The organism is Hydrogenobaculum sp. 3684 (assembly GCF_000213785.1).
Classification (GTDB): domain Bacteria; phylum Aquificota; class Aquificia; order Aquificales; family Aquificaceae; genus Hydrogenobaculum.
Genome location: NC_015557.1, coordinates 461,882 through 487,383, shown reverse-complemented (window position 1 = coordinate 487,383; position 25,502 = coordinate 461,882). Strand labels below are relative to the sequence as shown.

The following is a 25,502-nucleotide window of genomic DNA, read 5'->3' as shown; positions in this document are numbered from 1 at the left end:
TATGGAAAACATAAAAGCTATAAGGGGATTTGACGATATCTTTTTTGAAGAAGTTAAGAAATTTAGGTATATAACAGATACTTTTAGAAAGCTTTTTGAAGTTTACAATTTTGAAGAAATAATTCTTCCTATAGTTGAATACAAAGAGCTTTTCGATAGAAGTGTGGGTGAAATTACAGACATCGTTCAAAAAGAGATGTTTGTATTTGAAGATAAGAGCAAGAGAGTGCTGGCATTAAGACCAGAAGGCACAGCTGGAGTGGTGAGGTCAGTGGTAGAACATGGACTTTTGTATAAAAAACCTTTCCTAAAACTTTTTTACGAAGGGCCTATGTTTAGATATGAAAGACCTCAGTCTGGTAGAAAACGCCAATTCCATCAAATAGGTTGTGAGGTTTTAGGTCTTGATAATCCAATTGCCGATTTTGAAATAATAAACCTTTGTTTTGAGGCTTTTAAAAAACTAAACATAGATATAACCCTTGAAATAAACTCTATTGGATGCCCCGTATGTAGGCCAAAATATAGAGAAGCTCTAACAAATTATCTTAAAGATATCGAAGGACTATGTAAAGATTGCGAAGAAAGGCGCTTTAAAAATCCTTTAAGGGTCTTGGATTGTAAAGTTGAAACCTGCAAAGACCTTACAAAAGAAGCTCCAATGATGCTTGATTATCTTTGTGAAGATTGTTCTAATCATTATAAAAGCCTAAAAACCTATTTGGATTCTTTTGGGATACCTTATAAAGAAAACCCACGCCTTGTGAGGGGTTTAGATTATTATACAAAAACTGTGTTTGAATTTGTAAAAGATAATCTTACCCTTTTAGCCGGTGGAAGATACGATAATTTAGTAGAAAGTTTGGGTGGTCCAAAAACACCTGCCGTGGGTTTTGCTGCTGGTATAGAGCGTATTATGTTGTTTTTAAAATCCCAATACAAAGAAGATTTATACGCTGTAGTTTATATAGAAAACACGGTATTAGAAGCTTTAAAAGTTGCAAACATACTAAGAGAAAAAGGCAAAAGGGTAGAACTTATATCAAAAGGGTCAAATTTAAAGAAAAAGCTTGAGATAGCTGATAAGTTAGGTGCTTCATACGTATTAATAATTGGACCAGAAGAGTTGCAAAAAGGTGTTTATATATTAAAAAATATGAGCACAAAAGAACAGCAAGAGATAAGAGATTTAGAATCCTTGGTTAACGTGTAGTAACCAAGTATATATAACTTATATTTGTATTTTTATTTTAGTATGCTTAAATTGAAAAAAAACTAAAGCGTTTTTATATTGCTAATAGCAAGGCTTGTGTCTATCTTAGTAGCTGCAATAAAAAAAACAACTGGAAGATCTCCAGAGTTTGTCTAAAATTAAAAGATATTACAAGCTCTCATCGCTGCTGATATAGATTTTAAGCAAGGATATTTGGGCAAACCTTCAGAAAATTTATTATAATATTTGCCATGAAAAGGTTTAGTGTAAGTGTACTTTTGGCAATGTTTTTTGTTGTTTTTGGCTTTTATACTAAAAATGTATACGCTTTTAAATATAACTATTGCTTTGAACAGGCTGCAAATAAGTACGGTGTAAATGTGAAACTCCTTTATGCCATAGCAAAAGTTGAGAGTGATTTTAATCCCTATGCAATAAATGTGAATGCCAATGGCAGGAGTATAAAAGAATATTATCCAAAGAATAAATACCAAGCCAAAATAGTGTTAAATTATTTGCTTAGGCATGGCTATAACTTCGACGTAGGAATAGCTCAAATAAATATAATGAATATAAAAAGATGGGGTTTGGACCCTTACGCTCTGCTAGACCCTTGTTATAACCTTGATGTATCCGCTAAACTTTTAAGAGAGCTTGTAGATAGGTATGGGCTTAGTTGGCAGGCCATTTGGCATTACAACGGAAGACCTTCTTACGCTTATAAAGTATACCATGCACTCATATGGCTTCAAAATCATAACAGCATATACGCTACTTCTTATCAAAATCCATAAAAATCTTTGAAGGCGTAGCTCCTTTTTGACATAAGTATTTGCCTCTGTAAACTTTGCTTGGTATTTCGTCGAGTTTAGCAAAAACAAGCTGGCATATCCTCATGCCTTTATAAAGCTTAATAGGGTATTTGTTGGCGTTGTAAAGCTCTAATGTAATTTGACCTTCAAATCCAGCATCTACCCAACCAGCATTTTCTATGAAAAGCCCAAGACGACCCAAGGAGCTTCTTCCTTCTACAAAAGCTGTTATAAATTCTGGAAGTTTTATATATTCCATGGTAGAGGCCAATAAAAATTCGCCGGGGTTTATAATAAAATACTCTTCGAAAGTTACAGTTTTTGCCTGTATAGGGCTTTTAATATCTATTGTATCTAAATCTTCATAAAAAGCTATTGAATTGCTAAGTTTTAGATCCAAAGAAGAGCACTGTAAAGAAGACTCATCAAAAGGCTCTACTATAATTTTTGAGCTCTTTATGTAGTCCAATATGGTTCTATCGCTTAGTATCAAGACTTCTCCTTAGCTTTTTTAGATTTAGAACTTTTTTTAGACTCCTGCTTTACGATGTTATCCTTAAAAACAATTTTAAATACCTCATCTAGATGGTCTACAAAGTGAAATTGCATTTTTTCTTTCACATAATCTGGCAAATCTTCCATTACTTCAACTTTGTTTTTTGATGGTAATATAACTTCATATATACCAGCTCTTTTTGCAGCAAGAATTTTTTCTTTTACACCACCTATGGGCAAGACCCTTCCTCTTAAAGTAACCTCGCCCGTCATAGCTACGTCAAGTCTTACTGGCTTTTCAGCAAATGTAGATAATATACCGGTAGCTATAGCAATGCCAGCCGACGGACCATCTTTTGGCACAGCGCCTTCTGGAACGTGTATATGCACATCGTATTTTGAAAACAATGAGCTATCTATTCCATACTGATCTGCTTTAGATTTTATATAAGAAAGAGCAGCTTGGGCAGATTCTTTCATAACATCTCCTAAAGAACCGGTCAATATAAGAGCCCCTTTGCCTTTTAATTTTGTAACTTCTATATACATTATTTCACCACCCACCTCAGTCCAAGCAAGGCCTGTAACAAGACCAATGGCTTGCTCTAATTCTTCTTTTTCTCTGATAATACGAGGTACACCGAGAAGCTCTTTAACTGCAGCTTTATTTATCACAAAAGGTGGTTTTTGACCTTTTAGCTTTTTAACGGCCAATTTTCTCAATAAAGATGCCAACTTTTGCTTTAGGTTTCTAACGCCTGCTTCTCTTGTGTAACTTCTAATAACTTCTAATATAGCTTCATCTTCTATGTTCACTTCTGATTCTTTAAAGCCGTGATCTTTTATGATTGCAGGTAACAAATGATTTTTTGCTATATGAAGCTTTTCTTCTTCAGAATACCCGGAAAGATAAAGCACCTCCATTCTATCTAAAAGAGGTTGTGGTATAGTATCTACTCTATTACCAGTTGCTACAAAAAGCACTTCCGAAAGATCAAAAGGATGCCCTATGTAAAGATCAGTAAAAGACTTATTTTGTTCTGGATCCAACACCTCTAAAAGAGCTGCCGCTGGATCTCCCTGGAAAGACACAGACAGCTTATCTATCTCATCAAGCATAATAAGAGGATTTTTAACGCCAGCTTGCTTTATAGCTTGAATTATACGCCCTGGCATAGCCCCTACATATGTTCGTCTATGGCCTCTTATTTCTGCTTCATCTCTTATGCCACCTAAAGAAATCCTTACAAATTTTCTTCCTGTGGCTTTTGCTATAGATTGCCCCAAAGATGTTTTACCAACGCCCGGTGGTCCAATGAAACAAAGTATTGTAGACTTAGAGCCCTTACCCTTTGTAAGTTTTCTAACAGATAAGTATTCTATTATACGCTCTTTTATCTTTTCTAAATCATAATGGTCTTTATCCAAAAGTTTTTGGGCTTTTTCTATATCAAAAATATCTTTGGTTTTTTTGTTCCAAGGCAGTTCAAAAATCCAATCAAGCCATGTTCTTATGACTGTGCTCTCTGCTGATTCTGGATACATCTTGGATAATCTATTTATCTGTTTTTCTATATCTTCTTTTACAGATTTTGGTGCTTTTAATTTTTTTAATTTCTCTAAATATTCTTTTATCTCTGCTTGCCTATCATCGCTTTCTCCAAGCTCTTCTTGTATTGCTTTCATCTGCTGTCTTAAATAGTATTCTTTTTGCTCCTTTTCCATTTTTTCTCTGGCACTATTTTTTATGCGATTTTGTAACTCCAATATGCCAACTTCCGAGAGAAGCAAATCATGAATTTTAACAAGCTTTTTCTTAAGATCTGTAATTTCTAATATGCTTTGAGCATCTTGGGCTTTTAAATCAAGTATAGAAGCTACAAGATCTAAAAATTTATCTAACTCTTCGGTTTCCCTAACTATTCCTACAAAATCAGGTATTATTTGCTTACCCAAATTGACAGCTTTTTCTATTAGATCTTTTATGGAATTTACATAAGCCTTTTCTTTTGGTGGTAAATCATCTATTTTTATTATTTCTTCTTTTATAGGCAAAACATCTGCAACATAAATGTTGTTTACTTTTTCTAAAGCTTTGAGCTCACCTTTTTCCAAACCTTGGGCTAATATCTTAAGTCTACCATCTTCTAGGGGAACTGCCCTTAGTATTTTGACTATAGTACCTATTTTATATAGATCATTTAGAGACTTTGGCTCTTCTTGGTCTCTATCTTTTTGTAGTACAAAAAACATAAGCTTATTGTGTTTAAAAGCATCTTCTATAGCTCTTACAGAAAATGGTCTTCCCACAAAAAGTGGTATAACCATTCCAGGGAATACAACAATATCTCTTAGTGGCATCAAATTTAACTTTTGAATTTCTTGGCTTGTGTAAATGTTTTGGGTCTCTAAATCCATATTGCCTCCTTTAAGTTAGGCTATAAGAGAATGCCAAATTTTTAGGCCATCCAAACCACCTAAAATATCTTCAGATATACGCTCAGGATGAGGCATCATACCGACTACGTTGCCGGTTTTATTACACACTCCAGCGATGGAATTCAAAGAACCGTTTGGATTTTCTCCTTCGTATCTAAACACCACTTGGTTGTTCTTTTCAATCTCTTCCAACACATCTTCTGGCGCGTAAAATCTACCATCGTGGTGAGCTATGGGTAGCACTATTATCTCTTTTTCTTCTAATTCTTTTGTAAAAGCTGTAGAAACATTTTCTACTGATATATTTACTCTTTTGCATATAAATCTATCGTTTTCGTTTGGAAGGAGCGCTCCAGGCAATAGTCTTAACTCTGTTAAAATTTGGAAACCGTTACATATACCAAGCACATATCTACCTTTTGTTGCAAAGTTTACTATGGCTTCTGCCAAAGGCGTTTTGGAAGCTAAAGCCCCAGGTCTTAAATAATCTCCAAAAGAAAATCCTCCTGGTAATATAACAGCATCAAAGCGATCCAAATCTCTAACTGTATAATCAATTAACTCTGCGTCTTCTTGCAAAATGTCTTTTACTATATAGTAAGTATCGTAATCGCAGTTAGAACCCGGGAACACGCAAATACCTATTTTCATCATAGCACTTCGTAATCTTCAATAAGTGGATTTATAATATAATCTTCAATCATCTTTTGTAGATTTTCAAGTGAATCAGCTTCTATTTCTACTATTTTCCCTATTCTTACATCTTTTATATTGAAACCAGCTTCGTTTAACACATCTTTTAAAGCCCTACCTTGAGGGTCTAGAATACCTTCTTTTGGCATTATTATTACTCTCTTCTTCATGATTTTATTATAAATCATTTTATTGTCTTAGGTGTAAAATTTAGTAATTAGAATATTGTTATATTTGCATTTCTTTCCTTTGCATAAGAAAGAATTAAGTATGTATTTATCTAGATAATATAAACTTTATAAAGAATTTTAAGGAGGTTTTTATGAAAAAAGCTATTTTAGCTATGGGTTTAGTGGGTGCATTGAGCGGTCTTGCTAATGCTATTGTGATGATGGATGCAAATTATGCCAGGGAACTCTGTAACCTTTGGGACCAAACGCCGGCATTGGTGGGTATGGCCTCTTCCAGTAGCGAATGGAGAGGAGCACCTGTAAGAAAGCTGTTTTTATACAGAAAAGATTGCTCTCCTAGCAAACAAATTGAGCTATACATTCAGAATATGAACGGGAAAGCTGAATGTGTTTATGGTGGTTGGGCAAAAGATAGACGCACTGGAAACGATTTTCTTATGTATGCTACCACAAAACATTGGATAGAAATGGGTAGAGGTGACTATGGCCCAATGCATGCCATGATGTTTGGTGAACTCTCATTTTCTGGCCCTAAATTTGTGGCTATGGCTAATATGGGACCGTTTTCAAAGTTTTTAAGGCTTTTAGGAAGAATACCTGCTCAAACCAACGTTTGTCCTTAATCTTTTAAAAAGTGGATGGGGGTTGGGAGAGGAGTTTTTTTAACTCAACATAGACTTTTTCTTTGTTTGTTTTATATAGCTTCCCTAATTCTATAGCTTGATCTTTGTTTAAGATATTTTTTCTCCTTAAAGACTGTATAAACTGTGTTATATTTTTAGGATTCTTTGAGAAACTGCCCCTATCAAAATCCAATATGTATATATTGAGCGAATCATCTATCAATATATTTTTGTATTCTTGATCAAACTCTCCTCTGTTTAATCCTATACTGTCTAAATAGTAAGCCGCCTCTAATATGGACCCTAAAACATACCTTTTCTTTTCTTCTTCTAAAAGCCAAAAAACTTTTTCAAAAGGCTTACCATCTATATATTTGTAAACGAAAAAATCTTCTCCTTGGCATACTATCTGTGGAAACCTTTTATCGTCATACAAAAATGACAATATATTTGCCTCTTTTTTTATAGCGTAGATGGCTTCTTGATGTATGGCTTTTTTTATACAAAAACGCTCTTTATTATCTTCGTAAGTATATATTTCACCTCGCCAACCCTTTGCTAAAAAACAAATATTTTTACCTTTTATAAACTGCTCAAAGTTCACGAGAAGCTTCTGCAACGCTTACAGCTTTCATAACACTCGAAGCTTTTGATAACGATTCTAAGTATTCCTTTTCTGGTATTGAATCTGCTACTATACCAGCCCCTGCTTGCACATAAAGATCATTGCCCAATATTGTAGCTGTCCTTATTGCGATGGCAAAATCTATGTTTTGATTTAGGCTTATATAACCAACAGCACCACCATATATATTTCTTTTTGTGGGCTCTAACTCTTCTATAATCTGCATAGCCCTTACTTTTGGAGCTCCAGATAGAGTACCGGCTGGTAACGCATGCTTTATTACTTCAAAGATAGAATGTTGCTTTGCTTTTTTCCCGTATACATTTGAGACTATGTGTATAACATGAGAAAATTTTTCTATATGCATCATGTTATCCACATAAACACTTCCTGGTTCTGCTATGGCACCTATATCATTTCTTGCCAAATCAACGAGCATAACGTGTTCTGCTATTTCTTTTTCATCGCTTAGAAGTTTTTTTGCAAGCTCTTCATCTTCTTCTTGGGTTTTGCCACGTTTTATAGTTCCAGCTATTGGTCTTATTTCTACCGTATCGTCTTGGATTTTAACCAATGTTTCTGGAGAAGAACCTATGATTTTTACATTATCAAAATCTAAAAAATACATGTAAGGTGATGGGTTTAAATACCTAAGTGCCCTATATATGTTTAAAGGATTTGTATGTATTTTTTTGTGAAACCTTTGAGAAGGCACCACTTGTATCACATCACCGTTTTCTATATAGTTTTTGCATATGTTAACTATATTAATAAACTCTTCTTTGGTCATATTTGAAGACCATTCTTTTAAATCGGGTTCTTTATTGTTTATATCAAGAAATGAAACATCTTTGTTGTTTTTTAGTTTGATAATTATATCTTCTATGTCTTTTAAAGCCTTTTCGTAATCTTCTTCAGGATTTCTTACCCTTATAAGTTTTATAATTTTGATAGTGGCTTTTAAATTGTCAAATACTATTAAAAAATCAGTAAATATCATATCTACATCTGGTATGTCTAAACCAGGTTTTTGTGTTTTTTTATATTTTTCAATAGGATGATAGTGCTTTACTATATCATAGCTTATATATCCAACAAAACCACCACAGAATGTTCCAAGCGTCTTATCGTTATAAAATTTAAAGCTTTTATAAAGATTTTCTAAAGCTTCTAAAGGCTTTGAGGTTCCTTTGGTTATCGTATCGCCATCTTTTATAAAATAAGTATCATCTTTTTGATAAAAGCGTAAATTTTTGCCCTTACATATAAAAGAATATCTTCCCCAGTTTTCTTTTGTTTCGGCACTCTCTAATAAAACATTTTGACTCTCTTCATCTTTTAGCTTATAGAATATAGAAAAGGGGGTTTCAGAATCAGCCAATATCTCGGTATACAAAGGGATAGTGTTGTAATCTTTGCAAAGGCTTAAAAAATCATCTTTAGTTATATTTACTTTCATTTTTCTTATTATAACATGGATTTTTATTATATATTATTATATTGATGAAGAAAGTTATTATACTAGGAAGCGGCCCAAATAGAATAGGCCAAGGCATAGAGTTTGATTACGCTTGTGTACATGCCATACAGGCAGTGCAAGAAGAAGGCTTTGATGCTATTATGATAAACTGTAATCCAGAAACTGTTTCCACAGATTATGATACTGCCACAAGACTTTATTTTGAGCCTATCGTAATGGAAAATGTAAGCTATGTGATAAAAAGGGAAAGCGATGTACTTGGAGTACTTCTTCAGTTTGGCGGTCAAACACCTTTGAAGTTAGCTAGTGAGTTTAGGGAAAAAAATATCCAAGTGTTGGGCACATCTCCAGACAGTATAGATTTGGCTGAGGACAGGGGAAGGTTTAACGCTTTAATGAAAGAGCTTGGTATTTTGCAACCAGAAGGCGGTATCGCTATCACAAAAGAAGAAGCTATAAAAGTTGCAAAAGATATAGGTTATCCTGTTTTAGTAAGGCCCTCTTACGTACTGGGGGGAAGGGCTATGAAAATCGTTTACACAGAAGACGAACTTCTTGATTATCTTGAACAGGCAGTGGATGTAAGCTATCAAAGACCTGTTTTAATAGATAAATACTTGAACGATTCTATAGAAGTAGACGTAGATGCTTTATCAGACGGAGAGGATGTTTTAATAGGTGCTATCATGGAACATATAGAAGAAGCTGGGATTCATTCTGGTGATAGTGCAGCTTCTATCCCACCTTATACCTTAAAAGAGGATGTTTTAAAAGAAATAAGAGAGCAAACTATAAAAATAGCAAAAGCTTTAAAGGTGAAAGGGCTTATAAATCTTCAATTTGCTATAAAAGACAACATTCCATATGTGCTTGAAGTAAACCCAAGAGCCTCTAGAACCGTACCTTACGTTAGCAAAAGCGTTGGATATCCGTTGGCAAAGATAGCTACAAAAATATCGCTTGGCAAAAAGCTAAGAGAAATTGCTCCTGAAGTATTTAACAAAGAGCATCATATAGCATCTGATTTTTTGCCTAAAGATTTTAAATACTTTACTATAAAAGAGGCGGTATTTCCTTGGAATAAATTCCCAGAGGTAGACCCGATATTGGGACCAGAGATGAAGAGTACCGGTGAAGTGATGGGTATTGGTACTTCTTTTGGTATAGCTTACTATAAAGCCCAATTAGCGGTTGGAAGCAAAATACCACTTTCTGGAAACGTTTTTATTTCAGTAGCCGATAGAGATAAGCCAAAGATAGTTGAGCTAGTATCTGAGTTTTTAAATCTTGGCTTTAAAGTACTTTGCACTGAAGGAACAGCGTCTTTCTTAAAATCAAAGAATATTTTGGTGGAAAAAGTTTTAAAAGTTTCAGAAGGACGTCCAAATATAGTAGATTACATAGCAAATGGAGATATTCAGATAATCATAAACACACCCTCTGGTCATAAAGAACGCTCAGATGCTTTTTATATAAGAAGAGCTGCCATAAATCATAAAATATCTTACACCACCACTATAAGAGGAGGATATGCAATACTAGAAGCTATAAAAGCTATAAAAACTAGCAATGGAAAAATAGAAGTTTTCTCCTTGCAGGAGATAAGGTGAGCGTTCAAGAAAAAATACTTCATGCAATAATCGTAATGATAGGGGCCTTCATGGCCATTTTGGATACCACGATAGTAGATGTTGCTTTGCCTAAAATGATTGCACCTTTACACACAGATTTATATGGTATTCAATGGGTAGTTACCGCTTATATGATATCTTCTGCAGTGCTTTTACCTTTAATTGAGTATATAGAATCCAAAGTTGGTTTAAAAAATATGTTTGTAGCAGGTATTGGGCTTTTCACAGGAGCAAGTTATATGTGTGGAACATCTCACAGTCTAAGTGAGATTATAGTATTTAGAAGTATTCAGGGGGCTGCGGAAGCTCTTATAATGGTATCAGCTCAGGCGATACTTTTTAGTGTTTTTGAAAACAAAGGCACTGCTATGGGTATTTTTGGTCTTGGAGCTAGTTTAGCCCCGGCAGCTGGTCCTACCATAGGCGGATGGCTTACTCAACATATAGGCTGGGAAGCTATATTTTTTGTAAATGTTCCTGTGGGTATTTTAAACACGTTTTTATCTATTTTCTTTCTTAAAAACCTAAAAACTGGTAAAAAAATAGAAAGTTTTAACCTGATAAGCCTTTTATTTATAAGTATAAGCACAGTATCTTTGATAGTGCTTTTATCAAATGGTCAGAAATGGGGATGGTTTAGTTCAAATATCACTATAATATTTTCCTATATAGCTTTGATAAGCTTTTTACTTTATATAGGAATAGATCTATATTCTAAAAATAAGCTTATAGACCTTAGCGTATTTTCAAAAAGAAACTTTCTTATGGCGTTTTTTGCATATTTTTGGATCCTTGGTTTTTCTATGTATGCTGTTTTTTATGCGTTGCCTTTGTTTTTTGAAAAGTTAAAAGGAATAGAGAGTTTTAAAACAGGTCTCATACTGCTTCCTTTTGCCATTTCTATAGCTGTTTTTTCGACTGTAGGGGGAGTACTGAGCGATAAGAAAAATCCGAAGATCGTTCTTTTGGTATCAACTGCTATATATATTGGAAGTCTTTATTTTTTCTTGTTAAAATTTGATTACTATACACCAAAATCAGTGGCAGAATTACAGCTTATAATAGTTGGTGTTGGACTTGGTTTATTTTTCCCACCGGTTACCGTTATCGCTTTATCTGGATTAGAGGAAAAAATGCTTATAGTGATTACCATTCTTGATTATATAAGGTTTATAGGGGGCTCTTTTGGTACGGCTATTGCTACAAATATATTAAATGCCAGAACAGATTTTCATTTTGACAATATAAGTTTTATCCAAAGTTTTAACGCTTTTAAAATAAAAGAGTTTTTAAATTCCAATTATCTATCAAAACCAATAAAAGAGGCTATTTTATACAAGGCTATGGAATTACAGGCTTTTTCGGAAGCTTTCCAAGATTTATTTTTCTGGTGTGTGGTGTTTGCCCTTATAGGGGTGTTGTTTTTTGCCATTGATTTTAAGATAAAGTTAAAAGCATAGAAACTTTTTTGGCAATTTGATATATTGTTATTATGAACAATGTAAATAACGATTTAAAATCTTTTGAAAATCTTAATTTAAATAAAAAATCTGTATGCCCAAAATGTAAAGGCAAAGGGTTTATAATAACAGAGGATAACACTGTAGAACATTGCGATTGTATGTTTTCTTCTAAAGAACCTTTGCTAAGGGCTATGAACATACCAAAAAGATATTGGAGTATAGCAAACAACCAAGATATTTTAAACAACGAAGGCGTAAATCAAAGCTATACAAATGCCTATATATCTGTACTTGATTACGTTAATAAATTTAAAGAAAATTCAGGGAAAGGACTTTTTTTAATAGGACCACCAGGGGTTGGAAAAACTTATTTGTCTGTATTTCTTTTGCTTTATTTAGAAGAAAAATACAAAATAAAAGGGCTTTTTTACGATGTGAGAACGCTTATAGTAGATTTAAAAGCTCTTATAGGTAAAGATAGATATGCTGAGAATATGAACAGTTATGATAAATTTCTTACAAAGATAATCAAATCGCCCATACTTGTCTTAGATGATCTTGGTAGCGAAGTGCTAACAGATTACAATAGAGATTTAATTACATATATAATATCTTCTCGTTATAACGACATGAGGCCAATTGTTATAACTACAAATTTTGATCTTGCAAGATACGATATTAACCCAAAAGATGTGGGACTTGAAGATAAACCAGCCACCAAAAGCAACAAGAAAAAGATGGATATGATAACATTAAAATTACAAAAGAAACCTTTTGAGAACGAGCAAGAAGACGTGCGTGGAAAAGTATTTTCTTACAAAGATCTACCAAATGCTTTAAGAGGAGACTTAGCCTTAAGGTTGGGAGATAGTATAGCTTCAAGGTTGGGGGAGATGTGTGATTTTATATATATATTTGGGCAGGATAGAAGAGCGTTAAAAGGGAAAACGAAAAAAGGAACTTAATATGGTAAAATCAAAAGATTTTATGGCTTTTAGTAAAGATATTATAATTAAGGATTGGCAGCTAAAACTTTTGGCTTTGTTTATAAGCGTTGGATTGTGGCTTTACGTAAACTATGGAAACTATGTACCGATAGAGGTCTACAAAACCGTTCACGTAAAGCATAAATCTAAGGATTACGTTTACATAGTGGAACCTAAGAACGTTATTTTAAGCGTACTGGTGGTGGATAGGGTTTTAAATCCTAAAACGTTAAGAGATACAAAAGCCTATATAAACGCTAGGACTCTTAAAACCGGAATAAATATTGCAAAAGTAAATATTGAAGCACCTATACCTTTTTTGGTAAAACCAAATCTATCAAAACCCACATATGTCAGAGTTTTTGTTAAGAAAAAGCGGTAAAAATAGTTTATAATCTAATAGTTATGATTATAGAAGGCTCTTTTTTAGGTGAAGGTTTAAGGATAGGTATAGTAGCTTCTAGGTTTAATTCAACCCTTGTAGATAGGCTTATAGAGGGCTCTTACGATGCTCTAAAAAGACACGGGGTAAAAGAAACAGATATAATGCTGGTAAGAGTACCAGGAGCATGGGAATTGCCTTTAGCCTGTAAAAAGCTTGCAAAAAAAGATGTAGATGGTGTTTTGGCTCTTGGAGTGCTCATAAGAGGTCAGACGCCTCATTTTGACTATATAGCCGCAGAAGTATCTAAGGGTTTGGCAGTTATATCCTTAGAACTTGAAAAGCCTATAGCTTTTGGTGTGATAACAGCAGACAGCATAGAGCAAGCTATAGAGCGCTCTGGTACTAAACAAGGCAACAAGGGTTTTGAAGCGGCAATGGCTTTAATAGAGACTATAAACGTTTTAAGAAACCTTTGATTATGTTTGACATACTTATAAAAAACGCTCACTTAGATGGCGCTGTTTTAGATATTGGTATAAAAGATGGTATTATTAAAAGCATAAAACAAAACATAGAAGAACCAGCAAAAGAAACTATAAACGCAAAAGATAAGATCGTTATGAGCGCTTTTTGTAACATGCACACCCATGCAGCCATGAGCCTTTTAAAAGGTATCGGTCAAGATCTCACGCTCATGGATTGGCTTCAAAAAGTTATATGGCCTTTAGAATCAAAATTTGTATCAAAAGAGTTTGTAAAAGATGGTACACTGTTGGCTGCTGCAAAGATGATAAGAGGGGGCACCACATTTTTTCTTGATATGTATTTTTTTGAAGAAGAAGTGGCCAGTGTGGTAGAAGAAGTTGGTATAAGGGCTGGTATTGGTTTTGGGATACTTGATTTTCCAACAAAAGTTGCCTCTACTCCAAAAGAATACCTCGAAAGAGCAAAATATTTTTTAGAAACCTTTAGATCTCATAAGTCTGTTATACCGGTTTTGTGCCCTCACAGTGTTTATACCTGTTCTAAAGATACCCTTCAAAAATCCCTTGAGCTAGCAAAAGAGTTTGACGCTTATATACATATGCACATATCTGAAACCAGAAAAGAAGTAGAAGGAATATTGGAAAAATATTCAAAACATCCGTTAGAATATTTAGATGAAATAGGTATATTGTCTGATAAGTTTATAGGAGCCCATGCTGTGCACCTCAATGAAGACGAAGTATCTATAGCTTCTCAAAGGAAGATAACAGTAGTTCATTGTCCAGATAGCAATCTAAAGCTTGGATCTGGCATAGCGCCTATTTGGGAGTATGTTAAAAAAGGTGTCAAAGTAGCTCTTGGTACAGACGGGGAAGCTTCTAACGATAACCTTTCTATGTTGGAGGAGATGTCTATTATGGCTAAACTTCAAAAAGGTTATTTCGAGGATTCAACCGCTATGCCTGTAAACACCGCCATAGATATAGCTACCAAAAATGGTTTTGAGGCTTTTAATATAAAAGCTGGTATTATAAAAGAAGGTTATGACGCTGATATACTTATAATAAACCCAAGCGAAGATATATCAAATATCCCTATTTACAATGAGAAAGCACTACTTCTTTACTCTTTAAACGAAAGTTCGGTAGAAACTACTATAGCAAGGGGCAAAGTGTTGTATCATAAAGGGGAGTTTAGGACTATAGACATAGAAAAACTCAAATTCAACGTAAATCGCTGGAAAGAAAAAATCCAAAGCGCTTTGGTATGAATGTCGTATACCTTGGTATAGGAAGCAACTTGGGTGATAGAATTTCTTATCTAATAAAAGCCTTAGACAGGTTAAAAGAGATATCTTATGTAGAAAAAATATCTTTTGTGTATGAAAGTTTGCCCTTTGGTATGGAAAATCAGCCAAAATTTTTAAACTTTGTAGCAAAAATCCAAACTAATTTAGGTGATTTTGAGCTTTTAAAAACTATAAAACAAATAGAAAAAGATTTAGGAAGACAAGAAAGACCAAGATGGTATCCAAGAGAAATAGATATAGATATATTACTTTTCAATAAGAACATCATACTCACGAAACCTTTAGAAGTTCCGCATCCATATCTTTTAGAAAGAGATTTTTTTTATTATCCTCTGTTGGAAATAGACCCTGAGGTGTATCATCCATTAAAAAGGGCAAAGCTAAAAGATATAAACACAAAACCTATAAACAGGTTGGAGTTTTTCTCTGGACTTTATATATAAACTATATTACAAACTGATTTATGCCCCTAGAATCCACAAGCACTTCTAAGTTTCCATCTTTAAAGGTATAAGCTACGCCTTTTAGTTTGTCTATTATTATAAGCCTTACCCATTCGTTAACCACTAGTTTTAAAGCCTCTTTTACCTCTTGGGCAGCTTCTAAGACTTTTTCGGCAGGTGCTTCTATAAAGGTTAAAAGCCTTATGGGTTCATGGTAAGGTATCCCGTCATGATAGACAGTTTGATAAGGAAGGCCTGTCCTTAGATCACCGTAGTTTCCTGTCCAAACGCCTACTTTTGCTACTACGTTGTGGTATACTTTAGACCCAGCTCCAAGCCTTTCGTTGTCTGTAGTAGAAAAATAATGTTCCATATTTATCCATTCACCTATTATAAATGGCCCTGAAAGGATGTTTTTGAGGATTTTGTCGTCTTTGTCTATCTCCCAGGTGTAAGATTGCATAAAGAATCTATTTTTTAGAGCTATATTTTGGGTGCTAGAACGCTTTCCTACATAAACCCCCATATTTTTTGAAAGTCCCCACTCTGGCCTTGTTTCAGACCAGTCTATAGCCCTAACAGGTATTCTATCACCAGAACCTGCATAGGGAAGCGTTTTTGCCCTTTCTTCCCTTGTTTTTTGAGAAGCTATTTTAAAATCTTTTACTATTTTATCAAATAACGCCCTATCTTTTTGAGGTATAACTTCTGTATCGTAAAAAGTTATCTCGTCGGTGGTAGTGTTGTGTATGCCTGGTATAAATATTGTATCTTCTGGTATTTTGATACCAACTTTCTCTAAACCTTTTCTTATTTGGCTTTTGTTTGCTATATTTGCCAGTATTCTAACGTTTGGAAGTCCGTTGTTACCACCACAAGCACCACAATCAAGGGCAGATTCAAAAGGATTGTTATCGGAAGTGCTTCCATGAGCTATCAAAAGTACAAACTTTGGTATGTTTTCTGTAAGTCCTATAAGTTTTAAAAAGTTTTCCACAAGATTTATCTGTTCTTCTTCTGTATAGCCTACGTTTGAAAGTCTAATCTTTTCCAGTTCAAAGCTTTCTTTGTTTATGTTGTATTTTGTTTTTAAAATCTCTAAAATACGTTCATCTATACCTTTGTGGTTTTCATTTATAATTGCTTCAAATAAATCTTTGGCTTTTTTATCGTTTATGTGTTTTTTGAACTCTTGATGATAAGCTTCTTGAATCTTTTGTATAAAAAACTTTTTTGCATAAAATTCTATTTCTTCTTCACTTAGTTTGTCTATTGTAAAACGTGTTTTTGGTTTTTTGGCTTTTATAAAAGATAAAATCTTTAGTGTAAAATCTGGAAAAAGGGTTTTGCCAAACAAGTTTACACCAAAAAGCCATCCCATAGCTTCTACCATAAAAAACGGTGTGTAGGGGTTATTTTTAAGAGATTCTAAGGTCTTTTTAAATGTGTAGTTTATGTTGTGCTTTGTCTTATAATCATGGTGCTCGTCTTCTGGAAGCTCAAATATTATTTTTTGAGGTTTTATCAAAGCTGGACATAAATATTGCTCATGGCCTTTGTCAAATTCTATAAAGGCTATTGGAGTACCAAAAAAGCCTGCTACTCCGTAGGTGTTGTAGTTTCCAAGCCTCTCAATATGTCTTCTTATGGCCTCAGATCTTACATCTATACAAAAAACGGCGCTTGCCAATATATCCCTTTGAATTTTTTCGTTAGATTGCAAGAAATCTATAGTGTACTCTTTTATATATGAATCTTCTAAAGATTTAAGCCATATGTATCCTTCCTCTTCTTTTAACTTTTCTATTAAAAACGCAAAATCCGTTATATCTTTTTGTTTATCAAGGTGTAGTAAAAGTTCGTTTGCTATGTTTTGAATGCGGTAAGCCTCTAAAAACACCTCCTCTGAGAGATAGTCGCTTAAAATAGCTTTTGGGCTATCTTTTTCTTCTAATCTATCTATATATTTTGATGGAAGTATGTTTTTGGCTTTTAAAAGCTTCAAAACAAAAAGCGTTTTATTTTGCTCGAAAGCCTTTTGAAGTTCTACAAAATTTGATATAGGATAACGGTTTAGATATTTTTTCTCGTAATGAAGCCTTACGGCTAAATATTCAAGCAAAGATGCTGGGTGTATCTGCTGGAAATAATAATCCTCGTTGTCTTCTCTATATTTTATAAAAGCTGCCCATCCAAAATCTTTTAAAAGATGATTTAGTATATATCTTTCAACGTTTTTTGGAGAGAACTCATGTAGTATGGTATCTGCATACTCTTCTTCGTTTAAGCTAGTATTTAAACCTTCATATAGTTTAAAAGCTCCAAACATGCCTTTTTGTCTTTCTGGCATAGACATTGTAGTCTGACCTTCATCTAAAAACCTTGCTACAAACTCCACTATCTCTTTTTCTATGATATCTGTTATGTTATCTTCAAATATTGCATCTAATATTTCAGATAGCATCATATCTTCTATAAGCTCTTGAAATAGCGTGTCTTCGTCTTTAACTATCTTTTGATTGAAGTAATCTATGAGGTTTATATCTGGGGTTGTGGAAGATTTTACTTTGTAATATTTCCAGTCTTGACTTATTTCTGTTATAAACTTTTTGGACTCAGCAAAATACATCTGAAGCCCAATGCTTTTTAAAAACTCAAAAAGATTTTTTTCTAAAATATCTCTTTTTATAATACCTTCTTTGTAGAGCTCTACATAGTAATCTGGATCCATATAAACTTTTGCCTTATAAAGTTTTGAAGCTTGTTTTAAGGCTTCTTTAAAAGGCATATCTTCAAATCCGTGTAAAGGATTATGATGTACAAACGTAGTCATGGGCCAATAGTGTGGTATATATTTTCTAATATTATCAAGATAAGCTTTTACCATGTTAAAGCCTCCAAAAGATTAGAAAACCCAACTAAAGCGAGCACCAAAAGCAAAAATGTCATAGCTATAGCAGTCTTACCAGATATATCTTTGTAGACGATGTTTTCATTAGGTGCTCCAAAGATGGTATTTTTCATTATCCTAAAAGCCATAAAAAAGTTTGCAAAGAATATCCAGCTAAATATTATATAATTTACAGTGTTAGCACTTTCTTTTAAAATACCCAAAAACAACGAAAAGAAGTTTGAAAAAGGTGGATAAAGTCCCAAAGCCATAAGCGTTAATCTTAACATAAGAGCCAACTTTGGAGATTTTAAGGCAAGGCCCTTTACATTGTAAAAATTTGCACTTTCAAATATCTCTATGTACTTTATGGATATCGTATAGAGTAAGAACGCACTTCCTAAAACGGATAAGTAATACACGTTAAAAATATGACTTGGTAGCACAAACACCGAGACTGCGTTTAGAAATAAAAAATAATAACTTAACCTTGTAAGATTTGTGGTTTTATAAGACAGATAAAATGTCAGTAAAGATGTAGCAAAAGCCGCTGCTTCAAGTATTATATTGTAAGAGCTTTTTGGTAAGTAAGGGAATAGTGTGTATATTAAAAATCCAATAGCTGATATAGAAAATATAATAAGTGCATTTCTTGGTTTTGGGCTTTTAAAAAGTATATAATAAGGCAATGCGCCCATCAAAACAATAGCCAAGTAAACCATAGACACCTCCTAAAAATATATATGACAAATAGACATTTTCAAGTGCCTGGTATAATATTATAATAAATGTATGAATAGAAGACCAAGAAGATTAAGGGCAAATGAGACCATAAGAACGCTTGTAAGAGAGACAAGCATAGATTTATCAGATTTGGTGTATCCTCTTTTTATAACATACGGAGAGAATATAAAAGAGCCTATTTCTTCTATGCCGGGAGTTTATAGGTTTTCTATAGACAAAGTGTTGGAAGAGATAAAAGAATGCCTTGATATTGGTATAAAAGCTTTTATACTTTTTGGTATACCAGAGAAAAAAGATGAAGAAGGTAGAGATACGTGGTGTGATAGCGGTATCATACAACGGTCTTTAGAAGCTATAAAACAAAAGTACCCAGAAGCATACCTAATAACCGATGTATGCTTTTGCGAATATACTTCCCATGGACATTGTGGTGTTATATTAAACAACGACGTAGATAACGATTTGACGTTAGAAAATCTGAAAAAACAAGTGGTTTCTCATGCAAAACATGGAGCAGATATGGTAGCACCTTCTGGTATGATGGATAATATGATATCTGCTATAAGAGAGGCTCTTGATAGTGCAGGTTTTTATAAAATACCTATTATGGCTTACTCCGCTAAATACGCATCTAAGTTTTATGGACCTTTCAGGGATGCCGCAGATTCTGCACCGTCTTTTGGTGATAGAAGAACTTATCAGATGGACCCTGCCAACAAAAGAGAAGCTATCATAGAAATGGACTTAGACTTTGAGCAAGGGGCAGATATTATAATGGTAAAACCAGCCTTAGCTTATCTTGATATAATACATATTGCAAAAGAGCGCTACAATATACCAATAGCTGCTTACAACGTAAGCGGTGAATACTCTATGATAAAAGCAGCTCATAAACTTGGTTACATAAACGGCGTAGATGTGATGAATGAAACGCTTTTATCAATAAAAAGAGCCGGAGCTGATATTATCATAACATACTTTGCCAAAGAGTTTGCTCTTCAAAAGTTTTTAGATTGATATTAAAACATTTTTTATCTCAGTATAATCTTCTACAGCAAATGAAGGTCCTTCTCTTCCTATGCCAGAAAATTTAAAACCCCCGTATGGCATGTGATCTACCCTAAAGTTTGGACCTTCGTTTATGTTTACGCCTCCTACTTCACACTTTCTCACAAACTCCATAGCTACATTTATATCCTTTGTATAAACCCCTATTTGTAAGCCGTAATCCCCTTCGTTTATTATGCTTATCACCTCGTCTATATCTTTGTATCTGTTTATATTTACCACTGGTGCGAAAGCTTCTTCTTTAAATATTGTACTATCTTTATCCACATCTAAAAGAAGCGTTGGTAAAAGATAGTTTGTACCTTTTATATTTTCTATGTTTTTTGCTTTTTGCACTACTTTTGCACCTTTTCCCACGGCTTCTTTTATCCACTGTTTTACCTTTTCCACTTGATTTTTATCTATCATAGGTCCCATATCTACTTCCTCATCCATGGGATCTCCTATCTTTATATTTGATATTTTTTCTTCTAAAAGCCTTAAAAATGGTTCTAAAACATCTTCGTGTACAAAGATTCTTTGAATGGATATGCACACTTGCCCAGCCATTGAAAAACCGCCCTGAACTGCTTTTATAGCTGCTTTTTCTAGATCTCCATCTTTATGGACCACCAGAGCTGAGTTAGAACCAAGCTCTAAAACAAGTTTTTTAATACCTGCTTGTTTTGCTATAAGCTCTCCCACCATTTTGCTTCCTGTAAAAGATACCACCCTTACATCTTTATGTGTGGTGAGAGCTTTTCCTAAATCTCCATAGCCTGGTAAAACAGATATGGCTTCTTTTGGTAATCCTGCTTCAAGAAGAAGCTCACCCATTATAATTGGGCTCAAAGGTGTTTTTTCGGAAGGTTTTACTATGACAGGGCATCCAGCAGCTGTAGCTGGACCTACTTTATGGGCTGTTAAATTTAAAGGGAAGTTAAAAGGTGATATAGCCACCACTATACCAGCAGGTACTCTTATGTAAAATCCAAATTTTGATTTGCCATTTGGATGTGCATCCACTGGATACGTCTTACCATATATTCTTTTTGCCTCCTCCGCTGAAAATCTGAAGGTTTCTATAGCTCTATCTACTTCTATCCTTGCCTCTTTTATGGTTTTTCCTACTTCGTATACGATGGCCCTTGCTATTTCTTCTTTGTTTTTTCTTAAAAGCTCAGAAGTTTTGTAAAGTATTTCATATTTTTCAAAAGCGCTTAAACTTGATAGTTTTTTAAGTCCAACTTTTGCTTTTTCTATAGCTTTTTCTACATAAGAATCGTTAACAACGTAAGATTCTCCTACTTTTGTATTATCGTATGGATATATTACGTCCAAAACTACATCTGTTTGTATAAATTCCCCGCCTAAAATGGGTTTTTTTACTATCATAGGTTTACATTATAAATTTTCTATTGGTTTTTGTCAATGCTAAAAGACTTATGGTATATTTTATATATGAGTTTAGATATTTTTAGAAAAAAGCATTATGTTGAAGAGCAAAAACTTCTAAGAGAAGTTAAAGCCACAGAGCTGGTTTTAATGGGTGTAGGCGCTATAATAGGCGCTGGTATATTTGTTATTACTGGTATTGCTGCCGCTACAATGGCAGGTCCTGGTATTGTGCTATCTTTTATACTTGGGGCTATTTCACTTGGTATTAGCGCTTTTGCCTATGCTGAGCTTGGTTCTGCTATACCAGTTTCAGGCAGTGCTTACAGTTATACCTACTCTTTTTTAGGTGAGATAATAGCGTGGCTTGTAGGATGGAATCTTGTTTTAGAATATGGCATATCCACTGCCGCTGTGGCTGTTGGGTGGTCTTCTTACTTTAGATCTTTCTTAAAAAATAGCTTTGGTATAACACTGCCTCATGCATTAACGGGGGCTTACAATCCAAGCGCTGGTACTTATATAGATATAAGTGCTTTTTTGATAATACTTTTTATGTTTGTTATTTTGCTTTTAGGAATAAAAGAAAGTGCTTTTGTAAGCTCTTTTGTGGTGGTATTAAAAATTTTGGTACTTATTATATTTGTGGTGTTTGCACTGCCTCATATAGATTTTAAAAACTATAAAGATTTTCTACCTTATGGTATATCTGGTGTTTGGCATGCCACTGGTCTTATAATATTTGCTTATCTTGGTTTTGACGCTGTTTCTACTGTAGCTGAAGAAGTCAAAAATCCTCAAAGGGATTTACCAATTGGTCTGATAGGTTCTTTATCGCTAAGTACGTTTTTTTACATTGTAGTTAGCTTTACGTTGACAGGAGTTGTAAACTACAAAGAGTTAAATGTACCAGATGCTATTGCTTTTGCTATGGAAAAGTTAAACATGCATTTTATAGCAAGCATCATATCAATAGGTGCTGTTATTACCATTACAAGTGTTATTATGGTTATGGGGCTTGGGTTTACACGGGTAATTTATGCTCTTTCAAGAGACGGGCTTTTGTTTGAGTCTTTGTCTGACATTCATCCGAAATTTGGCACTCCGCATAAAGCTACTATAGTAGGAGCACTTGTGCTTTCTTTAGCGGCTGGATTATTTCCTTTAAAGGATTTAGCAGAAATGGTTAATATAGGTACATTGTTTGCTTATTTTATGGTAGGTATCAGCGTTGTTTTATTAAGAAAATCTAAGGACTATAATCCAAAGTTTAGAATGCCAATGGCTAAGATACTTTTACCATTAAACTTGTTTACACTTCTTCTTATTATGGCAGGATTACCTTTGTTAACATGGATAAGATTTTTAGTATGGTGTCTTGTTGGGCTTTTAATATATATATTTTATGGATACAAACATAGCCAATTAAGCAGATGAATTTTGTTTATGTAGATAAAGAGCCTGTTTTAATAAAAGCTTTAGACTATCTTTCCTCTGGTGATGTTTGGTTTATAGACACAGAAACCACGCCAAAAGATATAAGACTTTTTCAAGTAGGATTAGAGAATGGCCCTATTTATGTGGTAGATTTCTTTTTTGTAAAAAGAGCTCCAGAACTTATAAAAGATATAATAGCTAAAAAGGGTGTGGTAGGACACAACTTAAAATATGATTTAAAGTATCTTATGAAATACGATATACATCCTTATACTACGTTTGATACTATGATAGGAGCACAGTTGATAGGTTTAAATAGATTTTCTCTGGCCAGTGTTTACAATTATTTTACAGGTGAAAGTATAGACAAAAAAGAGCAGTTTTCAAATTGGTCTTCGAAAGAGCTTACAGAAAGTCAAATTTTTTATGCTGCAAAAGATGTAGAGGTTTTGAGGCTTTTATACGAAAAGCTAAAAAATGAATTAAACAAAGAACCTACTATCGTTGAGATATTACAAAAATCAAGAGTGGCGAAGGTTTTTGGATTGGAAAGTGCGCACGCTATAATAGAAATGGGCTTTGTGCAGGAGCTTGCTAAAATTGAACACACCGGGATAGGAATAGATACAAAAGAAATAGAAGCCATGAAAAAACAATTACAAAGGAAAACCCAAGAGCTTGCTATGAACTTTTATATAAAGTACCGTATAGATATAAGTAGCCCTAAAAAAGTAGGTGAATTTTTAGAAAATCATTTAAATATTTTGCTCCCTCGCACTGATAAAGACAATATAATCACAGATGATAGTGTGTTGGCGGAGTATCTTGACAGCGAAAACGAAAAAGCAAAAGATGTGATAAGTAGCGTATTGGAGTTTAGAAAGCTTCATAAGTTGCAAGAAAAGCTATCGGAGATTTTAGAGTACAACGAAAACAACCGCGTACATCCAGAGTTTTGGCAAATAGGAGCCGTTACCGGAAGAATGTCCTCTTCAAGACCAAACGTTCAAAACATACCAAGAGATTTAAGAAGTATTTTAAAAGCTAAAGATGGATACGTGTTTGTAATAGCTGATTTCTCACAAATAGAACTAAGAATAGCGGCAGAGTATGTTAAAGACGAGATAATGATAGATATAATAAACAAAGGAGAGGATCTTCACAAATTCACAGCCTCCTTAATTACTGGTAAATCTTTGGAAGATATTACAAAAGAAGAAAGACAAAGGGCAAAAGCGGCAAATTTTGGTCTTATATACGGCATATCAGAAAAATCTCTTTCTTTGTATGCAAGAAACTCTTACGGGGTTGATATGTCTATAGAAGAAGCCAAGAGATTTAGGGAAGTGTTTTTTTCTACATTCCAAGGGATAAAAGCTTGGCATGAAAGAATAAAAAAAGAGTTGAAGGCAAAAGGTGAAATCAGGGTAAAAACTCTTGGCGGAAAACCTATGATAGCCTATACTTTTACCGATGCTGCTAACTATCCAATACAAGGTACTGGAGCAGAATTGTTGAAGCTCTCAGTCTTAATTTTCTCCCAAGAGCTTAAAAGAGCTTTTCCAAGTATATTTCACGAAGTAGCAAACGTTGTAAACTTAGTACACGATGAGATAGTGGTGGAAGCAAAAGAAAATTATAAAGAGGAAGTATCTAAGCTTTTGGAGAAATCTATGATAAAAGCTGGTTCTATACTTCTTAACAATGTAAAAGTAGAAGCGGAGATAGTTATTAACGATCGCTGGGTAAAGTAATGCTTAGATTCTTAAGTATAAGAATTTTGCAGGGTATTTTTGTAGTTTTGACTATAAGTTTTCTATCATTTTTAGCCATCAACTTTGCACCAGGGGGATTTTTTGATCAGCTTAAACTAAACCCAAGTGTATCCAAAGAGACTATAAAACAGCTTGAGGCTTTTTACGGTCTTGATAAACCGCTTTTAATAAGATACATAGATTGGCTTTCTAATGCTTTGAGGTTCAATTTAGGTTATTCTATAGAGTACAACGAAAGTGTAAAAAAACTTATTTTAGAACGCATACCAAATACCCTGATGGTATCTGTACCATCGGCTTTTTTATCTTGGAGTTTAGCCTTTTTTATCGGTGTTTTATCGGCTTTTAAAAAAGATACAAAATTAGATAAATTTTTACAAGGTCTAGCTTATATATCAATGTCTATTCCATCTTTTGTGATGGGGTTTTTAATTATGATGTTTTTTTATCAAACGCATTTGATCAATATATCCGATATGTTAAGCGGTGTCAACATAAAGCATCTTGTGCTACCAGTAAGCGCTCTTGTTCTCTCTTCTTTTGGTGGACTATCAAGGCTTGTAAGAGCAAATGTGATTGAGATATTAAATAGTCCTATATATATTTTCTTAAAAGCTTCAAAAGTTAATAAGAGTGTTGTTGTATGGCATGTTTTGAGGAATGCAATGCCACCTTTTATAGTACTTCTTGGATACGAGTTATCATCTTTGATATCTGGAGCTGCCTTGGTGGAAATAGTTACCAACTGGCCCGGCATGGGACTTCTTATACTAAACGCTGTATTATCAAAGGATCTATTTTTAGTAATGGGTAGCCTTTACGTTGGAAGTATAATGCTTATACTTGGTAACATTATAGCCGATGTATTATTATTTATCAATGATCCAAGGATCAAAAGAGATACTATTTTCTAATGGCTTAGTACCTGGTAAAATTTGTA

Annotated in this window: 23 protein-coding genes; 14 read left to right on the top strand and 9 right to left on the bottom strand. The window is 33.9% G+C overall.

What is annotated here, in order from left to right; translation table 11 throughout:
• Position 1: 1 nt before the first annotated feature.
• Positions 2-1,213, top strand: a complete 1,212-nt coding sequence (hisS, locus tag HYD3684_RS02765; protein WP_015419170.1) for a histidine--tRNA ligase — start codon at positions 2-4, stop codon at positions 1,211-1,213.
• A gap of 251 nt (positions 1,214-1,464) precedes the next feature.
• The gene (locus tag HYD3684_RS02760) at positions 1,465-2,007 is read left to right on the top strand and encodes a transglycosylase SLT domain-containing protein (RefSeq protein ID WP_015419169.1); all 543 of its coding nucleotides are present in this window, start codon (positions 1,465-1,467) and stop codon (positions 2,005-2,007) included.
• Here the strand turns inward: HYD3684_RS02760 and dcd are convergent.
• Genes dcd through purS form a run of 4 tightly spaced genes read right to left on the bottom strand, consistent with a single transcriptional unit; the run spans position 1,985 to position 5,822 of the window.
• Complete coding sequence (dcd, locus tag HYD3684_RS02755) at positions 1,985-2,518, bottom strand: dCTP deaminase (RefSeq protein ID WP_015419168.1); 534 nt, start codon at positions 2,516-2,518, stop codon at positions 1,985-1,987. The genes HYD3684_RS02760 and dcd overlap by 23 nt on opposite strands.
• The gene (lon, locus tag HYD3684_RS02750; protein WP_015419167.1) at positions 2,515-4,938 is read right to left on the bottom strand and encodes an endopeptidase La; all 2,424 of its coding nucleotides are present in this window, start codon (positions 4,936-4,938) and stop codon (positions 2,515-2,517) included. The genes dcd and lon overlap by 4 nt, the downstream gene beginning before the upstream one ends.
• 15 nt (positions 4,939-4,953) lie before the next feature.
• Complete coding sequence (gene purQ / locus HYD3684_RS02745; RefSeq protein ID WP_041112951.1) at positions 4,954-5,610, bottom strand: phosphoribosylformylglycinamidine synthase subunit PurQ; 657 nt, start codon at positions 5,608-5,610, stop codon at positions 4,954-4,956.
• The gene (purS, locus tag HYD3684_RS02740; RefSeq protein WP_015419165.1) at positions 5,610-5,822 is read right to left on the bottom strand and encodes a phosphoribosylformylglycinamidine synthase subunit PurS; all 213 of its coding nucleotides are present in this window, start codon (positions 5,820-5,822) and stop codon (positions 5,610-5,612) included. The genes purQ and purS overlap by 1 nt, the downstream gene beginning before the upstream one ends.
• Before the next feature lie 152 nt (positions 5,823-5,974).
• On the opposite strand from purS, the gene HYD3684_RS02735 reads away from it, so the two are divergent.
• Positions 5,975-6,466, top strand: coding sequence for an SCP2 sterol-binding domain-containing protein (locus tag HYD3684_RS02735; protein WP_015419164.1), 492 nt, complete (start codon positions 5,975-5,977; stop codon positions 6,464-6,466).
• A 4-nt stretch (positions 6,467-6,470) separates the two neighbouring features.
• Here HYD3684_RS02735 and HYD3684_RS02730 read toward each other — a convergent pair whose 3' ends face one another.
• Together HYD3684_RS02730 and trpE are read right to left on the bottom strand one after the other, a co-directional pair.
• Positions 6,471-7,070 carry a serine/threonine protein kinase gene (locus tag HYD3684_RS02730; RefSeq protein WP_015419163.1) on the bottom strand — a complete coding sequence of 200 codons (600 nt, stop codon included), beginning with the start codon at positions 7,068-7,070 and terminating at the stop codon, positions 6,471-6,473.
• Positions 7,060-8,550, bottom strand: a complete 1,491-nt coding sequence (trpE, locus tag HYD3684_RS02725; protein ID WP_015419162.1) for an anthranilate synthase component I — start codon at positions 8,548-8,550, stop codon at positions 7,060-7,062. The genes HYD3684_RS02730 and trpE overlap by 11 nt, the downstream gene beginning before the upstream one ends.
• 44 nt (positions 8,551-8,594) lie before the next feature.
• On the opposite strand from trpE, the gene carB reads away from it, so the two are divergent.
• Genes carB through folK form a run of 7 tightly spaced genes read left to right on the top strand, consistent with a single transcriptional unit; the run spans position 8,595 to position 15,274 of the window.
• Positions 8,595-10,181 (top strand): carbamoyl-phosphate synthase large subunit, encoded by a 1,587-nt coding sequence (carB, locus tag HYD3684_RS02720; RefSeq protein WP_015419161.1) that lies wholly within the window; start codon positions 8,595-8,597, stop codon positions 10,179-10,181.
• The gene (locus HYD3684_RS02715) at positions 10,178-11,662 is read left to right on the top strand and encodes a DHA2 family efflux MFS transporter permease subunit (protein WP_015419160.1); all 1,485 of its coding nucleotides are present in this window, start codon (positions 10,178-10,180) and stop codon (positions 11,660-11,662) included. The genes carB and HYD3684_RS02715 overlap by 4 nt, the downstream gene beginning before the upstream one ends.
• 32 nt (positions 11,663-11,694) lie before the next feature.
• Positions 11,695-12,630: an ATP-binding protein gene (locus HYD3684_RS02710; RefSeq protein ID WP_015419159.1), complete on the top strand. Its 936-nt coding sequence runs from the start codon at positions 11,695-11,697 to the stop codon at positions 12,628-12,630.
• A gap of 1 nt (position 12,631) precedes the next feature.
• Positions 12,632-13,033, top strand: coding sequence for a hypothetical protein (locus HYD3684_RS02705; RefSeq protein WP_015419158.1), 402 nt, complete (start codon positions 12,632-12,634; stop codon positions 13,031-13,033).
• A gap of 23 nt (positions 13,034-13,056) precedes the next feature.
• Complete coding sequence (gene ribE / locus HYD3684_RS02700) at positions 13,057-13,512, top strand: 6,7-dimethyl-8-ribityllumazine synthase (protein WP_015419157.1); 456 nt, start codon at positions 13,057-13,059, stop codon at positions 13,510-13,512.
• A 2-nt stretch (positions 13,513-13,514) separates the two neighbouring features.
• Positions 13,515-14,792 (top strand): amidohydrolase, encoded by a 1,278-nt coding sequence (locus tag HYD3684_RS02695; RefSeq protein WP_015419156.1) that lies wholly within the window; start codon positions 13,515-13,517, stop codon positions 14,790-14,792.
• Positions 14,789-15,274, top strand: a complete 486-nt coding sequence (gene folK, locus HYD3684_RS02690; RefSeq protein ID WP_015419155.1) for a 2-amino-4-hydroxy-6-hydroxymethyldihydropteridine diphosphokinase — start codon at positions 14,789-14,791, stop codon at positions 15,272-15,274. Before HYD3684_RS02695 ends, folK begins: the two co-directional genes overlap by 4 nt.
• 1 nt (position 15,275) lies before the next feature.
• Here the strand turns inward: folK and HYD3684_RS02685 are convergent, their stop codons facing one another.
• Together HYD3684_RS02685 and HYD3684_RS02680 are read right to left on the bottom strand one after the other, a co-directional pair.
• Positions 15,276-18,161 carry a DUF2309 domain-containing protein gene (locus tag HYD3684_RS02685; protein WP_015419154.1) on the bottom strand — a complete coding sequence of 962 codons (2,886 nt, stop codon included), beginning with the start codon at positions 18,159-18,161 and terminating at the stop codon, positions 15,276-15,278.
• Positions 18,155-18,886 carry a hypothetical protein gene (locus HYD3684_RS02680; RefSeq protein WP_015419153.1) on the bottom strand — a complete coding sequence of 244 codons (732 nt, stop codon included), beginning with the start codon at positions 18,884-18,886 and terminating at the stop codon, positions 18,155-18,157. The genes HYD3684_RS02685 and HYD3684_RS02680 overlap by 7 nt, the downstream gene beginning before the upstream one ends.
• Positions 18,887-18,956: 70 nt before the next feature.
• Between HYD3684_RS02680 and hemB the strand changes: the two genes are divergently transcribed.
• Positions 18,957-19,925, top strand: a complete 969-nt coding sequence (gene hemB / locus HYD3684_RS02675) for a porphobilinogen synthase (RefSeq protein WP_015419152.1) — start codon at positions 18,957-18,959, stop codon at positions 19,923-19,925.
• On the opposite strand, the gene HYD3684_RS02670 is transcribed toward hemB, so the two are convergent.
• On the bottom strand, positions 19,917-21,350 hold the full coding sequence (locus HYD3684_RS02670; protein ID WP_015419151.1) for an aldehyde dehydrogenase family protein: 1,434 nt from the start codon (positions 21,348-21,350) through the stop codon (positions 19,917-19,919). The genes hemB and HYD3684_RS02670 overlap by 9 nt on opposite strands.
• A 66-nt stretch (positions 21,351-21,416) precedes the next feature.
• Here HYD3684_RS02670 and HYD3684_RS02665 point away from each other — a divergent pair, with 66 nt between their 5' ends.
• The 3 genes from HYD3684_RS02665 to HYD3684_RS02655 are packed head-to-tail and all read left to right on the top strand — an operon-like array spanning position 21,417 to position 25,476.
• The gene (locus HYD3684_RS02665) at positions 21,417-22,787 is read left to right on the top strand and encodes an amino acid permease (RefSeq protein WP_015419150.1); all 1,371 of its coding nucleotides are present in this window, start codon (positions 21,417-21,419) and stop codon (positions 22,785-22,787) included.
• On the top strand, positions 22,784-24,541 hold the full coding sequence (locus HYD3684_RS02660; protein ID WP_015419149.1) for a bifunctional 3'-5' exonuclease/DNA polymerase: 1,758 nt from the start codon (positions 22,784-22,786) through the stop codon (positions 24,539-24,541). The genes HYD3684_RS02665 and HYD3684_RS02660 overlap by 4 nt, the downstream gene beginning before the upstream one ends.
• Positions 24,541-25,476, top strand: coding sequence for an ABC transporter permease (locus HYD3684_RS02655; protein ID WP_015419148.1), 936 nt, complete (start codon positions 24,541-24,543; stop codon positions 25,474-25,476). Before HYD3684_RS02660 ends, HYD3684_RS02655 begins: the two co-directional genes overlap by 1 nt.
• Positions 25,477-25,502 lie beyond the last annotated feature (26 nt).